The organism is Lysobacter arseniciresistens ZS79, from assembly GCF_000768335.1.
GTDB classification, from domain to species: Bacteria; Pseudomonadota; Gammaproteobacteria; order Xanthomonadales; family Xanthomonadaceae; genus Novilysobacter; species Novilysobacter arseniciresistens.
The window spans coordinates 25,222-39,378 of sequence record NZ_AVPT01000015.1 but is presented as its reverse complement, the minus strand read 5'-3'; the positions used below and the strand labels follow the sequence as shown (position 1 = coordinate 39,378).

Annotated in this window: 12 protein-coding genes and 1 pseudogene; 9 read left to right on the top strand and 4 right to left on the bottom strand. The window is 61.7% G+C overall.

Translation table 11 applies throughout. The features are described from left to right. Positions 1-8 precede the first annotated feature (8 nt). The 7 genes from N799_RS09020 (at position 9) to N799_RS08990 (ending at position 9,740) form a co-directional block, all read left to right on the top strand. Positions 9-3,179 carry an efflux RND transporter permease subunit gene (locus N799_RS09020; RefSeq protein ID WP_036211129.1) on the top strand — a complete coding sequence of 1,057 codons (3,171 nt, stop codon included), beginning with the start codon at positions 9-11 and terminating at the stop codon, positions 3,177-3,179. A gap of 92 nt (positions 3,180-3,271) precedes the next feature. Next, entirely contained in the window at positions 3,272-3,994 is a 723-nt protein-coding gene (locus tag N799_RS09015; protein WP_052101403.1) for a HupE/UreJ family protein, read from the top strand. 15 nt (positions 3,995-4,009) lie between these two features. Beyond that, complete coding sequence (locus N799_RS09010; protein ID WP_036211126.1) at positions 4,010-4,585, top strand: hypothetical protein; 576 nt, start codon at positions 4,010-4,012, stop codon at positions 4,583-4,585. A 69-nt stretch (positions 4,586-4,654) separates the two neighbouring features. Then, positions 4,655-4,924 carry a hypothetical protein gene (locus tag N799_RS09005; RefSeq protein ID WP_152597876.1) on the top strand — a complete coding sequence of 90 codons (270 nt, stop codon included), beginning with the start codon at positions 4,655-4,657 and terminating at the stop codon, positions 4,922-4,924. 54 nt (positions 4,925-4,978) lie between these two features. After that, positions 4,979-6,346 carry an MFS transporter gene (locus N799_RS09000; protein ID WP_425476981.1) on the top strand — a complete coding sequence of 456 codons (1,368 nt, stop codon included), beginning with the start codon at positions 4,979-4,981 and terminating at the stop codon, positions 6,344-6,346. A 254-nt stretch (positions 6,347-6,600) separates the two neighbouring features. Next, positions 6,601-7,083, top strand: coding sequence for a hypothetical protein (locus tag N799_RS08995; RefSeq protein ID WP_152597875.1), 483 nt, complete (start codon positions 6,601-6,603; stop codon positions 7,081-7,083). Between the two features lie 206 nt (positions 7,084-7,289). Continuing rightward, entirely contained in the window at positions 7,290-9,740 is a 2,451-nt protein-coding gene (locus N799_RS08990; RefSeq protein WP_052101402.1) for a class I SAM-dependent DNA methyltransferase, read from the top strand. Here N799_RS08990 and N799_RS08985 read toward each other — a convergent pair. Beyond that, complete coding sequence (locus tag N799_RS08985; RefSeq protein ID WP_036211117.1) at positions 9,737-10,642, bottom strand: IS3 family transposase; 906 nt, start codon at positions 10,640-10,642, stop codon at positions 9,737-9,739. The two genes, N799_RS08990 and N799_RS08985, sit on opposite strands and share 4 nt — an antisense overlap. A 673-nt stretch (positions 10,643-11,315) precedes the next feature. Here N799_RS08985 and N799_RS14750 point away from each other — a divergent pair. After that, positions 11,316-11,519, top strand: a pseudogene (locus tag N799_RS14750) (transposase); the annotation flags it as partial. 31 nt (positions 11,520-11,550) lie between these two features. Here N799_RS14750 and N799_RS08980 read toward each other — a convergent pair. Continuing rightward, on the bottom strand, positions 11,551-12,006 hold the full coding sequence (locus tag N799_RS08980) for an NIF family HAD-type phosphatase (protein WP_036211115.1): 456 nt from the start codon (positions 12,004-12,006) through the stop codon (positions 11,551-11,553). 57 nt (positions 12,007-12,063) lie between these two features. Continuing rightward, positions 12,064-12,570 (bottom strand): hypothetical protein, encoded by a 507-nt coding sequence (locus N799_RS15320; RefSeq protein ID WP_152597874.1) that lies wholly within the window; start codon positions 12,568-12,570, stop codon positions 12,064-12,066. 996 nt (positions 12,571-13,566) lie between these two features. Between N799_RS15320 and N799_RS08975 the strand changes: the two genes are divergently transcribed. Continuing rightward, on the top strand, positions 13,567-13,818 hold the full coding sequence (locus tag N799_RS08975) for a helix-turn-helix domain-containing protein (protein ID WP_238978866.1): 252 nt from the start codon (positions 13,567-13,569) through the stop codon (positions 13,816-13,818). A gap of 94 nt (positions 13,819-13,912) precedes the next feature. Here N799_RS08975 and N799_RS14745 read toward each other — a convergent pair whose 3' ends face one another. Then, positions 13,913-14,128 (bottom strand): ATP-binding protein, encoded by a 216-nt coding sequence (locus N799_RS14745; RefSeq protein WP_203225041.1) that lies wholly within the window; start codon positions 14,126-14,128, stop codon positions 13,913-13,915. Between the last annotated feature and the right edge of the window lie 29 nt (positions 14,129-14,157).

The window sequence follows — 14,157 nt, the reverse complement described above, 5'->3', positions numbered from 1 at the left end:
ATCGCGCCATGCTTGAACGAATCATTCGCGCGGCGATCGCGCACCGCTGGCTGGTCCTGCTCCTTGTGCTCGGCACGGCCGGGCTGGGCATCTGGAATTACGGCCGCCTTCCGATCGATGCGGTGCCCGACATCACCAACGTCCAGGTGCAGGTCAATACCGAAGCGCCCGGGTACTCGCCGCTGGAGGCGGAACAACGCATCACCTTCCCGGTCGAGACTGCGTTAGCCGGTCTCGCCGGTCTCGATTACACCCGCTCGATCTCGCGCTATGGCCTGTCGCAGGTCACCGCGGTGTTCGAGGACGGTACCGACATCTACTTCGCCCGCCAGCAGATTGCCGAACGCCTGCAACAGGCCTCATCGCAGTTGCCGGAGGGGATCGAGCCGAGTCTCGGCCCGGTCGCCACCGGTCTGGGTGAGATCTTCATGTACACGGTCGAGTCCGAACCGGGTGCCACTGACAGCGAAGGCCAACCGTGGTCGCCCACGAGTCTGCGGACCTTGCAGGACTGGGTGGTGCGACCGCAGTTGCGGCACGTTGATGGCGTTACCGAAGTCAATACCGTCGGCGGCTACACCCGTCAGTTCCACATCACCCCCGATCCGGCCAAGCTGGTCGCCTACGGACTGAGCCTGCGCGACCTCGTGGATGCGGTCGGACGCAACAACGAGAACGTCGGCGCCGGCTACATCGAGCGCTCGGGCCAGCAGTACCTGATTCGCGTGCCGGGCCAGGTGGCCGATGCGGAAGGCATCGAGCAGATCGTGGTCGCGACCCGGGACGGTCTGCCGTTGCGGATCGGCGATGTTGCCGAAGTGGGGGAAGGCGAGGAGTTGCGCACCGGCGCGGCCACCAAGGACGGCGAGGAGGTCGTGCTTGGCACCGTGTTCATGCTGATCGGCGAGAACAGCGGCGCGGTCGCACAGCGATCCGCCGACAAGCTGGTCGAGATCGACGCCTCGCTTCCTGAGGGCGTCAACGCGACCGCCGTCTACGACCGCACCGACCTGGTCGGTCGCGCGATCGCCACGGTGCGTACCAACTTGCTGGAAGGCGCATTGCTGGTGGTGGTCGTGCTGTTCGTGCTGCTCGGCAACCTGCGTGCGGCGTTGATCACCGCGGCGGTGATTCCGCTGGCGATGCTGCTCACGATCACCGGCATGGTCGAGAATCGCATCTCTGCCAACCTGATGAGCCTGGGCGCGCTGGACTTCGGCCTGATCGTCGATGGCGCGGTGATCATCGTGGAGAACTGTCTGCGCCGCTTCGGCGAAGCCCAGCACCGCCTGGGTCGGTTGCTGACCCGCGACGAACGGCATGAGCTGGCCGCCTCCGCGGCGACCGAGGTCATCAAGCCAAGTCTGTTCGGGCTCTTCATCATCGCCGCCGTCTACCTGCCGATCTTCGCCCTGACCGGCGTCTCCGGAAAAATGTTCCATCCGATGGCGTTCACTGTGGTGATCGCGTTGACCGCGGCGATGGCCTTGTCGCTGACCTTCGTGCCGGCGGCGGTCGCGCAGTTCGTGACCGGCCGGGTCGCTGAGAAGGAAACCAAGGTGATGCGCAGCCTCAAGGGGCTGTACGCGCCATTGCTGCACAAGGCACTGGCGCTGCGCGTGGTGGTGGTCGCGGCGGCCGCGGTGATCACGATCGCGGCGGGACTGCTGGCCACGCGGCTCGGGACGGAATTCATCCCCGACCTCGACGAGGGCGACATCGCCCTGCATGCGCTGCGCATCCCCGGCACCAGCCTCACCCAGGCCCTGCACATGCAGGAGCAACTGGAAGCGCGGATCAGCCAGTTCCCGGAAGTGGACATGATCGTCGGCAAGATCGGTACCGCCGAGGTCGCCACCGATCCGATGCCACCGTCGGTCGCCGACACCTTCATCATGATGAAGGATCGTGCCGACTGGCCGGACCCGCGCAAGCCGAAGGAGGTGCTGATCCGCGAGATGGAAGCCGCGGTCGCCACCATTCCCGGCAACAAGTACGAGTTCACCCAGCCGGTGCAGATGCGCATGAACGAGTTGATCGCCGGCGTGCGTGCCGAGGTGGCGGTGAAGGTCTACGGCGATGACCTCGACCTGCTGGCGGAGCTAGGCGCGCAGATCGAGGCGGTCGCCAACGGCGTGGCCGGCGCGGCCGATGTGCAGCTCGAACAGACCACGGGCCTACCGCTGATGACCGTCACGCCTGACCGTGCGGCGTTGGCCCGGTACGGGCTTTCGGTGGCGGCCGTGCAGGACGCTGTCAGCATCGCGATGGGCGGCGCCGTGGCGGGCCAGGTGTTCGAGGGCGACCGGCGGTTCGACATTGTGGTGCGCCTGCCCGAAGGAATGCGCCAGGATCGAGAGGCGCTTGCGTCCCTGCCGATTGCGTTGCCGGACGGGCAGCGTGAGGTGCCCGATGCGAGTGCGTCGGAGGTGCCTTCGCCGACGCATGTTCCGTTGGGCGAGGTCGCCACGATCGAGGTCGCGCTCGGCCCCAACCAGATCAGCCGCGAGAACGGCAAGCGCCGCGTGGTAGTCACGGCCAATGTGCGTGACCGCGACCTGGGCTCGTTCGTCGAGGAGTTGAGGGAGCAGGTTACGCGCGAGGTGGAACTGCCGCCCGGCTACTGGGTCGACTACGGCGGCACCTTCGAGCAGTTGATCTCGGCCAGCAACCGGCTGATGGTCGTGGTTCCGGTGGTGCTGATCATGATCTTCGGCTTGCTGTTCATGGCGTTCGGCTCCGCGCGTGATGCCGCGATCGTGTTCAGCGGTGTGCCGTTGGCGCTGACCGGCGGCGTGCTGGCGCTGTGGCTGCGTGGGATTCCGTTGTCGATCTCGGCCGGCGTCGGCTTCATCGCGTTATCCGGCGTGGCCGTACTCAACGGCTTAGTCATGATCAGCTTCATCCGCAACCTGCGCGCGCAGGGCGATCCACTGCACGAGGCGGTGGTCGATGGCGCGTTGTCGCGACTGCGGCCGGTGCTGATGACGGCGCTGGTGGCCAGCCTGGGCTTCCTGCCAATGGCGCTGAATGTCGGCACCGGCGCGGAAGTGCAACGACCGCTGGCGACGGTGGTGATCGGCGGCATCGTGTCCTCGACGTTGTTGACCCTGCTGGTGCTACCGGCGTTGTATCGCCTGCTGCACCGGGATCGATCCGACCTGCGAGCGGCGGCATGATGCGACCGCCTCTTCCTGCCAGCAATCTGCGCGAGAACGCGGCTGTAACGGCCGCGCCGCTCGCACACCCCAACCCTGTTCCGGAGATCTGCATGCCCTTGAATTCACCTACGCACCGGCTGCTGGATGCAAGCCGAAAATGGCGCATTCCGCTGGCCTTCATTGCCCTGCTGCTGATGGCGACCACCGCGATCGCCCATGGCGTGGCGGAGGATGACGCCGCATTCCTGAAGAACAGCACCGGCACCCACCTGCTGGTGTTCATGTACCTCGGCGCCAAGCACATGGTGACCGGTTACGACCACCTGCTGTTCCTGTTCGGGGTGGTGTTCTTCCTGTACCGGATGCGCGACGTGGGCATCTACGTGACCCTGTTCGCGGTCGGTCACAGCCTGACGCTGCTGTACGGCGTGCTCGGCGGCGTCCACGTCAATCCGTATCTGGTCGACGCGATCATCGGCTTGTCGGTGGTCTACAAGGCGATGGACAACCTGGGCGGGTTCAAGCGCCTGTTCGGGGTGCAACCCAACACCAAGATCGCGGTCCTGATCTTCGGTTTCTTCCATGGCTTTGGCCTGGCGACCAAGCTGCAGGATTTCGAACTGTCGAGCGACGGACTGGTGCCCAACATCCTGGCGTTCAATGTCGGCGTCGAGATCGGGCAGTTGCTGGCGCTCGGCGCGATCCTCATCGCGATGGGCTTCTGGCGCCGCAGCGATGCCTTCGCTCGCCAGGCCTTTGCGGCCAACACCGTGCTGATGACCGCCGGCTTCATGCTAATCGGCTACCAGCTCACCGGCTTCTTCGTTTCGTAATTTCGAGGTAATTCCATGTCCGTTATCCATGCACAACCCCAGTCCCTTCCATCGACCGGGCGCCTGCTCAAGGCCACCGCGGTCGCCATTGCCGTGGCCGCGGTGGTCCTGGTCACCACCGTGTTGCCGGCCGAGTACGGGATCGATCCCACCGGCATCGGCACCCAGCTCGGACTGAACGTGCTGGGCGCGCCAGCGGAGGCAGCCGGGGGCGATGCGCCCGTCATCGAACCGGCGGCGGCCGCCACCGTGGCCAAGCACGATGCGAACTACCGCACCGACAGCATGTCGCTGATGTTGGCCCCGGGCAAAGGCGCGGAGATCAAGGCGCACATGAGCCAGGGCGACACCTTCGTGTTCCATTGGACCGCCGACGCCGCCGTGGCCGTCGACATGCACGGCGAGCGCGTGGATGCGGCCAAGGACGAATACACCAGCTACTGGATCGAGCGTGAGCAGAGCCAGGCATCGGGCACATTCACCGCACCGTTCGATGGCTCGCACGGCTGGTACTGGCTCAATCGTGGCGATACGCCCGTCACGGTCCAGCTCGATATCAGCGGCTTCCAGCAAGACCTGTATCGCCCCTGATCCACTTCGGTTCCAGCCGTTCCGTTCGCGCTGCAAGGCGCATTAACCTCTAGCACCAGGAGATATCCCATGAAGCATTCCGTTGTCCTGTCTCTCGCGACGCTTTCGACAACTCTGCTGTTGTCGCTGTCGGCCAACGCGCACGATCCCAAAGCGTTCGATCAGATGATGGAGGCCGAGCCGGCGGCCACGATCAGTGCCTGCGACGAGTTGGAAGTGAAGCAACATGAAAGCGCCTCCGCTGACACCGACATCAAAGACCTCAAGGCCCGTTGCGACGCCGAGAAGAAGGCCGAAAGTGCTTCGGATGCCGATCACGCTTCAGCCGGCAAGAAGTAGCGACAACCGTCAGTGCTCCGCCGGATATTAGCCGGCGGAGCTATTGACTTGAGCATGGCTACGATCAAAGTGACCGGAGAAATTTTTTTGATCGAGATCCTGCGCCACCGCAACTTCCGGCACCTGTTCCTGGCGCAGGTGGTTGCGCTGGTCGGCACCGGCCTAGCGACCGTCGCGCTGGCGCTCTTGGCTTACGACCTCGCCGGCGATCGCGCCGGTGCGGTGCTCGGTACGGCGCTCGCGATCAAAATGGCGGTGTACGTTGTGATCTCGCCGTTGGCTGGTGCGCTGGTGACGCCGCGGCATCGCAAGCGCGTGCTGGTCGTATTCGACCTGATCCGCGTGGTAATGGTGCTGGCATTGCCGTTTGTGACCGAGATCTGGCAGGTGTACCTGCTGATCGCGCTGCTGCAGACGGCCTCGGCTGGTTTCACGCCGCTGTTCCAGTCGGTGATCCCCGAAATTCTCACCGACGAACGTGACTACACCCGCGCTCTGTCGCTGTCGCGGCTGGCCTACGATCTGGAGAGTCTGCTGAGCCCGGCCTTGGCGGCCGTGCTGCTGATGGTGATCAGTTTCCACGGACTGTTTGCCGGAACAGCGGTGGGGTTCGTGCTTTCCGCTCTGCTGGTACTGGGGAGCACCTTGCCGGAACCGATCACCGTACGGGCGAACGACACGCCATACGCGCGTGCGTTGCGTGGCATGCGGATATACCTGCATACGCCCAGACTGCGCGCTCTGTTGGCTCTGAATCTCGTTGCCGCCGCTGGCGGTGCAATGGTGTTCGTCAACACCATCGTGATCATGCGTTCGACAATGGGCGGAAGCGAGCAGGACGTGGCCTGGGCGTTGGCGGCATTTGGTGGCGGTTCGATGCTGGCGGCCGTGTTGCTGCCGGGCCTTCTCGATCGCCAACACGATCGGCGCATCATGTTGTCTGCCGGCATGGTCATGGTGCTGGGCTTGGCGGCGACGGCGGCCGTGTGGCTCTTCCAGCACTGGAACTGGTGGGTGCTGGCGATCGCCTGGATCGTGCTGGGCATTGCCTATGCGGGCCTGATCACGCCCGGCGGTCGGTTGCTGCGGCGTTCGGCCAGCAGCGCGGATCTGCCGTTGCTCTTTGCGGCACAGTTCTCGCTGGTACACGCCGGCTGGATGGTCGCCTATCCACTGGCCGGTTGGCTGGGCGAAGCAGCGGGTTTCGGAACGGCATTGATCGCGCTCTGCGCTTTGGCGGCGCTTGGGCTCGTGGCCGCTTGGCTGGCGTGGCCCGCCGAGGATCCGGTAGTGCTGGCGCATCGTCATGACGATCTGCCAGCCGACCACCCTCATCTTCTGGAACACTTCGCCGACGCCGATGCGTTACGACATGCCCACCCGTACACGATCGACGACCTGCACCCGCGCTGGCCGGCCTGATCGGTTGTATCAAGTCCCGGCCTAGATGCCCGCAATACTTCCATTGGTGCGGGGTGGGTCGGCGAACAAGTCATCCGAGCCGATGCTGCCCTGTCAATCAGTTCAGTGACGTTCCAGCGAATGACCGCTTCTGGCCGGAAGCGGACGTCTGCTTTGGAAGGTTCTGGTCCTTCGCTTGTGCAGCACTGGGATAGGCAGCCCGCACGTCATCGGGCGCTGTAGGCTGTCTGCACGTCATTACCTTGGAGAAGCGCGTGGCCGACTTGCTTGATCGTTCGAAGCAGAGAGATCTGCTGTGGAAGCTCGCCTCCGCTTACCCGGAGACGGTGGATGCTGGCGACCTCGACCCCATCTGCCCGGGCAACGGTTTGCGGGTCAACATTGCATATCTGCAAGAGCACGGGCTCGTAGATGCGAAGTTTCAGCAATACATCGACCTCGGCACCCAGCTCACCTGGGGCAAGATCACTGCGAAGGGAATCGACTTCATTGCGGACGATGGCGGCCTAGGTGCGATCCTCAACGTGCAGACGATCCGCCTGCACGAAGATTCCGTTCGGGCGTTGCTGATCAAGCAGGTCGAGGCATCTGACGTTAGCCAGTCGGTTAAGGAGCGACTTGTCGACAAGCTTAAATCCATGCCGGCCGATGGCATCGGGACAATCACCGAGAAGGCCCTCGAGGCCGGACTGAAGGCGCTTCCTAACGTCGCGCATTGGCTCCAAGCGCTGCTCTAACCCCGAGACGCGACGATGCGTTCACCTGCTCTTCTGCACCTCGCCAGATTGTTTGCGGGGCGGAGGTTGTGGCGGATGCGAGAAGCCTGGACTGGCTCGCCGTCGGGACACTGGTGCGCCAATCTGCGCCTCCGACACACTCGGTGTCGGTGACCTAAGGACGTGTTCTGGGCCGTCGTATGATTGCTAGGTCCAAGGGGTGGAACATGACACCGAATGAGTTCATCGCCAAATGGCGAGGAGGCGGGAAGGAGCGTGCCGAGGCGCAGTCCTTCTTCAATGACATGTGCCTGCTTGTCGGGCACAAGACGCCCAGAGAGGCAGATCCCACCCGGTCTTGGTTCGCCTTTGAATACGGGGCGGAGAAGACGGTAGGCGGCAAGGGCTTCGCCGACGCCTGGAAGAAAGGCTTCTTCGGCTGGGAGGCCAAGGGCACCGGGCGTAGTCTTCAAGACGCCTATGCCCAGTTAAAGATGTATTCCGATGATCTGCAGAACCCCCCTCTGCTGGTTGTCTCCGACCTTCAAACAATCGAGATCCATACCAACTTCACCAACACGGTGAAGGAAGTTCATCGCTTCGTGGTGGAGGACTTGGTCCAGCCCGAGGTCCTGCGCAAGGTCCGGGCGATGTTCCACAACCCCGAAGAGTTGCGTCCCGGGACCAAACGATCCGACATCACCAAAGAGGCTGCACAGAAGTTCGCGGACCTGGCTTGGACGTTGAGACGCCGAAGCCATGCTGCCCAGGAAGTCGCCCACTTCCTCAATCGCTTGGTCTTTTGCATGTTCGCCGAGGACATCGGCCTGCTGCCGGACCAACTGTTCACACGGATGGTAACGGCGTCCCAAGACGATCCTGCCGCGTTCCAGTCGAACGCAGCCCAACTGTTTGAAGCCATGCGTACGGGAGGGCAGGCAGGCTTCGTCAAGGTTCACTGGTTCAACGGTGGCTTGTTCAACGACAACACCACCTTGCCACTGCACCGCGAGGAGCTGCGGACGCTTCTGGCTGCCTGCCATCTGTCTTGGGACCAAATCGATCCCTCGATCTTCGGCACACTTTTCGAGCGAGGCCTCGACCCGGAAAAGCGTTCCCAGTTAGGCGCTCACTACACCGACCCCGAGACGATCATGAAGGTCGTGCGACCTGTGGTCAGCCAGCCTTGGCTGATGGCCTGGGAAGAGGAAAAGGCAGTGCTGGCCGAGCTGATGAATAAGGCCAATCTGCACGGGTCTCGGCAGGGTCTGAGCAGAGCTGAGAAGAGTGCGCGCACTCAGGCCCACAACCAGGCCAAGCAGCGTTTCTCTGACTTCCTAGATCGTCTGCGTGCCTTCACGATTCTTGACCCGGCTTGTGGTTCCGGCAATTTCTTGTTCATGTCGCTGAGGGCTCTGAAAGATCTCGAGCACCGCGTCATGATTGAAGGCTCCGAGTTGGGGCTGGAGCGGCAGATCCTCGGAGTCGGGCCTGCTCAGGTCACGGGCATTGAGCTCAATGAGTACGCCGCCGAGCTCGCTCGCATCACCGTATGGATCGGTGAGCTCCAATGGATGGTTCAGAACGGCTACGGCGCGAGGAAGAACCCCATCCTCCTTCCGCTGGATCAGATCCAGTGCCGGGACGCATTGATCACCGGAAAAGTTCCTGCCGCCTGGCCGCAAGCCGATGTCATCGTGGGCAATCCGCCCTTCATCGGGAACAAGAAGCTTCTACGCGAACTAGGGGAGGAATACGTCCAAGCCTTGCGCGAAGCATACGACGGCCGTGTGTCCGAAGGGGCGGATTTCGTCTGCTACTGGTTCGAGCGTGCGATGGATGCCATCGAGAGCGGCACAACCCACCGTGCTGGCTTGGTCGCCACCAACAGCATTCGAGGCGGCGCCAATCGCCTCTCGCTAGCCCGCATCGTCGATCAGTCGCGGATTTACGACGCCTGGAGTGATCAGGAGTGGTGGGACAAGGGCACAGCGGTGCGGGTCTCACTAGTCGCCTTCGGTCAGTCCAGTGCGCCCGCGCGGCTAGATGGCCAGGAAGTACAGACGATCTATCCGGACCTCCACGCACAGGCTTTCGGTGGGGTGGAACTGGATCTAACCCAAGCCAAGTCCTTGGCTCAGAACAAGGGACTTTGCTTCCAGGGGGTGAAACTCGGTGGTCCGTTCGAAGTCCCTGCCGAGACAGCGCGGGAGTGGTTGACGCTACCCAACCCGCACGGCGAACCCAACAGCACAGCCCTGCGCCGTTGGCTCAACGGTATGGACCTTGTTCGCAGGCCAACTGATGCTTGGTTGATCGATTTCGGCGTTGAGATGGAACTGAAGGAGGCGATGCTCTTCGAGGCCCCATTCAAGCATCTGAAATCCGCAGTGGCGTCAGCTGACAAGCGCAGAGAGGTAGCCGCGCAAGGCACATGGTGGAGGCACCAGCGGCCGCGTCCCCAGTTGCGCAAGGCGATCGACGGCCTGAAGCGATGGATCGCAACGCCAGAAGTCTCCAAGCATCGCGTATTCGACTTCCAGCTGCCGTCCATGCTGCCCAGTGGATCTGTCTACGCAATCGCCCGCGATGACGATTTCATGTTCGGGGTTCTTCAGTCGAAGATCCATGAGGTGTGGGCCCTGCGGATGGGAACCACTGGAGTTACCAGGATTTAGTGGACACCTGAGCGGCGGGACCGATGTGCCGCTTCGAACTCGATGGGACTAACGCCACCGAGGTAGCTGTGCCGACGGATCGGATTGTAGAAGCCTTCGATGTACTCGGATACGTCCAAGGCAGCCGTTTGGCGGTCCGCGTAGATGCGCTTCTTGATGCGCTCCTTCTTCAGGCTTCCGAAGAAAGACTCGGCAACTGCGTTATCCCAGCAGTTCGCCCGCCTGCTCATGCTTGGCTCAAGATGGTTGGCCTTGCAGAAGCGTCGCCACGCGTCGCTTCCATACTGCGTTCCCTGATCCGAGTGGATCAGGGTCTTTCTTGGGCGCCGAGCACGAACGGCCTTCAAGACGGCTTCTAGGACCAGCTCTCGATGAATCGTCGGCTTGACGGCCCAGCCTACGACCTTGCGCGAGAAGAGGTCCACGACGACGGCCAAATAGAGCCATCCTTGCCAGGTACGGATGTAGGTGATGTCCGTAACCCAGGCCTCGTTGGGCCTCGACACCGTGAACTGACGCTGCAGCACGTTAGGGATCAATGCGTGCGGCTTTGCAACCGGGATATGACGTATTCGGTAGCCGTGTAACGCCTGGAGGCCGTTCTCGCGCATGAGGCGTGCAACCCTGTGCTTGCTGCATTTCTCACCGCGTTCGCGTAGATCCTGCAGCACCCTGGGGGCGCCATAGATCCCGTGACTTGCGGTGAAAGATGATCGTATGAGACGTAGCAGGCGCGCATCTTCCTGGGCTCGATCGGACACCGGATGATCGAGCCAAGCGTAGTAGCCAGCACGAGCAACTCCAAGCAGCCGACACATCATCTGAACGCTGAACTCATTCCGATGCGACTCAATGAACTGATAAGCCCGCCGAGTCCGGCTTGGAACCTTCTTCGAAGACATGATGCTTGCCTCCCGCTGATCGCATGGATGCTAGACCTGTCCACAAGATGCTGGTAACTCCACACCTTAGAAGACCGGCCTAGGTATACCTCCACGACCACGTTCGAGACGTTTCCTTTCCCCGATGGCATCACGCCCAACCTGCCGCTGAAGAAAGTGTTGGCCGATCCCCGAGCCAAGAGGATCACCGAGCTGGCCATTACCCTCGCGAAGCGTCGTAATGCTTGGTTGAATCCTGCTCAATGGGTCGATTGGGTTGATGAGCCAACGCCGGGGTATCCCAGTAGGCCAGTGGCCAAGTCTGGGTTCGAGAAGCGACTGGCCGCTCGTACCATCACCGCTCTGTACAACGAGCGGCCTGACTGGCTTGTGTCTCTCCACAATGAGCTCGATGAGGCCGTAGCTCATGCCTACGGGTGGAGTTGGCCGCTGAGCGATGAGCAAGTGCTTGAACGCCTGCTGGCGTTTAACTTGGCAAGGTCAGCATGATCGAGCGCACCGTCAACCGCGGCACTCGGGATCAAGAACAGGGAGGGCGCATGAATCAGGATGCACTTTCAAGTCGACGCTCGCCTTGCGACGTTGCTGAGCCAAGAATACGCGTCAACTGAGAAAGCTATAAAGGAACTCGTGGATAACGCATGGGATGCTGCACTTCGGTGGATGTCCGCTTCTGGCGACCGACATCCAGGTCTACTTCTGCGACCCGCAGAGCCCTTGGCAGCGTGGATCGAACGAGAGCACCCACGGTCTTTTGCGGCAGTACTTCCCGAAGGGCATGGACCTGTCAGGCTTTTCCCAAGCCAAGCCAAGCTGTTGCGTTGACCGGTTGAAACCGCCCCGCGGAAGTGGACATTTGCCCATTGAGCAAGCCTAGTCCAGTAGGCCCATTAGCCCCGGGACGAAGATCATCGACGAGTGACCCGTGACTCCAGCACTGCGAACAGCTGACGAAGACCTACATCAGCCAGCGAGTAGGGATGATGGAATTGCTCTACCCGAACCCATTGATCCTCCTGCCCAGGATGGACATAGCCTTGGAAATCATCGGCTAGGAGCACCTCATCTACGGATGCTCCGACGACGAAAGAAAGGTCCTTGGTTCTGCCGTGCCAACGCACACACTCGATGTCGACGAACCATGGCGGAACGGTTCCCTCCTGACTCATCCGTTGAGCAATCACCCTGAACTTCTCCTCTGCGACCGTGGTGAAGACGACAATTCGCGGGAACGTCGCGGAGGCGTCGACAAGGAACTCGAACAGACCAGGTCTCGCGATCTGGCTAACAGCGTTCGAGATCAGCGTGCCTTCAAGGTCCAGGGCGAGTACGACGGGGGTTTTTTTCACCAGTACGGCTTCCATATTCTGTGCGTAACGATCGAAAGCATGCCGCGACCTGAGAGCAGTGGTGCCTTGCGTTCAGTTCCTCCACTCCTTGGGCGTACAGCTGGTAGCCGCCATGTATAGGGGGAGCTTCGGACCGTTGAACATGCGGTTCAGCCGCCTCCAGTCTCGCCCTACGAATAGCCAAACGTGGTTCTCGTCGAACTGAAATTCGGAGCGGAACGGGTATGTGGGCACGTCGTTCTCGGACCCTTCGAGCAGATCGAAACCTCGAAGGATCAACAGCTTTATGTCGGCTCCTTCCGAGCGGGTCCCGTGCCACCTGGCATCAGCTAACCGGGCGGTCACGTGGTTCAAGCGATCCGCCGGCGCAGGACGTAGGTCCACGACTTCGGCTATCACGCCTCTCTCCGATGCTGATCGGGCAATCGCTGCAAGCACCGCCTGTTCAATGAGTTCGTTGGGGCACCCCAAGTACGCGGGTCGACGAAAACTCGGAAACAGGCGATGGACAAACAATGAGGCGACGTTGCGGATCAACGCGTCATCAATGCCGTTGAAGCCGTTGGAGTCATTGCTCACTGGTGTACCTGGAGGCCGTTGACAGCCATTTCATCTCGGCGATCCAACGATGATGCGATCTCTTCATGGAGGTGCCGCATATCGATCATCGCAGAGCCGGTCGCAAGCCGTTCGTTCGCCGAAGTGCGCTTGAGGGAGCTCAGTCCAGTACGCATGCCCTAAGGGGGGCCCAATAGCCAAGAAGACCTCAAGCAGGACCGGCCGCTTCCATTGAGGATCTGGCACGAAGCAAAAGTCCTCTCTTGGAAGCGCATTAGCTGCCGCCTTTACCGTCAGCCAGCGCGATCGGCGACGCATTTCCTCAAGCATGGCGTTTCGCGCAGCTTCCTGATCCATTCCAGACCGTAACAACGCCGCGGCAGCCCCCCGTACTCCGAACCACGCGAGATAGCGCTTACGGGCCAAGCAGTGGCTGGCCCAGTCTTCAGCCATTGTGTGCACGACATGCCTAGCACCGGAAGCATCCAGCGTATGACGGCGCAGGAGGTGGCTCAAGTACGTCTCGATTTCGGCAGTCGCCAAGGCTTCCCAAAGCTCCAACTTCGCGCCGCTAGTGTCGGGGCGAGCCGACAGCTCTGTTAGGGCAGTTCGCAAGATCGACTGCAGCTGACTCGGATCACTCCATTCGACGGGGTAGTACCACGCCAGGGGCTCGTAGATCGCGCGGCGCGCTCCCGGCTCCGCAGCCCGCGATTCCCGCAAAACGCCGGCGTCTTCCAGACGACTAAACAGCGTTTGGGTTAGAGCAGTGCCGGTGCTAAATGGGGCTTGGACCGAGGTCGATCGCTCAAGCGCATACCATGTGGCTAGGCGCACCAAACCTAGCGATTGCGCGTAATGCGCCAAGTCGCGGTGGCTGGCTGGCAGAGTCAGTTGGGTGCCGGTACATACCATCGCACCTCTCACGGTAGACGAGAAAGCCTACCAGTCATGTGCAAGATTGGCTACACGTTTTTCATGTACTCGGTAGGCAAGGCATAGATTTCTGGTCGCCCAATGCTGATGGCGACCATGGCGTCCAAGACCATCTACCGCGCTGAATACCGAAAGCTCGTCGAGCGACTCCGCGACCGTCGTGAGGAGCGGGGACTGTCGCAGAGCGAGGTCGCGCGTGCGCTAGGCTGGCCTCAACAGCGACTGTCCGCTGTTGAGGCGGGAGCCCGGCGCTTGGATGTGATCGAGTTCTTTCAGCTTACTTCGGTGCTGGGATTGACGCCTCAGCGAGCGGTCAATCTCATATTTTCGTGACGTTCCGATCGACAGGTGACGATGCCCGTTGATGCGTATCGGTAAAGTGATCACGTTGACCGGCCCCTGTCCTCACCGGGGCCGGTGATCACGATCAGGCTCCAGTGCTACCAGCTTTTAGCCGCATGGAGTCGCCCTTCAGCTCGATCGCGTGCTTTTGGTGCAGGATTCGATCAAGGATCGCATCTGCGATGGCTGGCTCGCCCAAGTAGTCGTGCCATGCTTTGGTCGGCAACTGAGAGGTGATCAACACCGACCCGCCTCTGGTGCGGCTCACGCACTTCGCGTAGGTCCATTTTTCGCACAGCATCCTAAGAGCCACCCTTTGGCACAACGCCA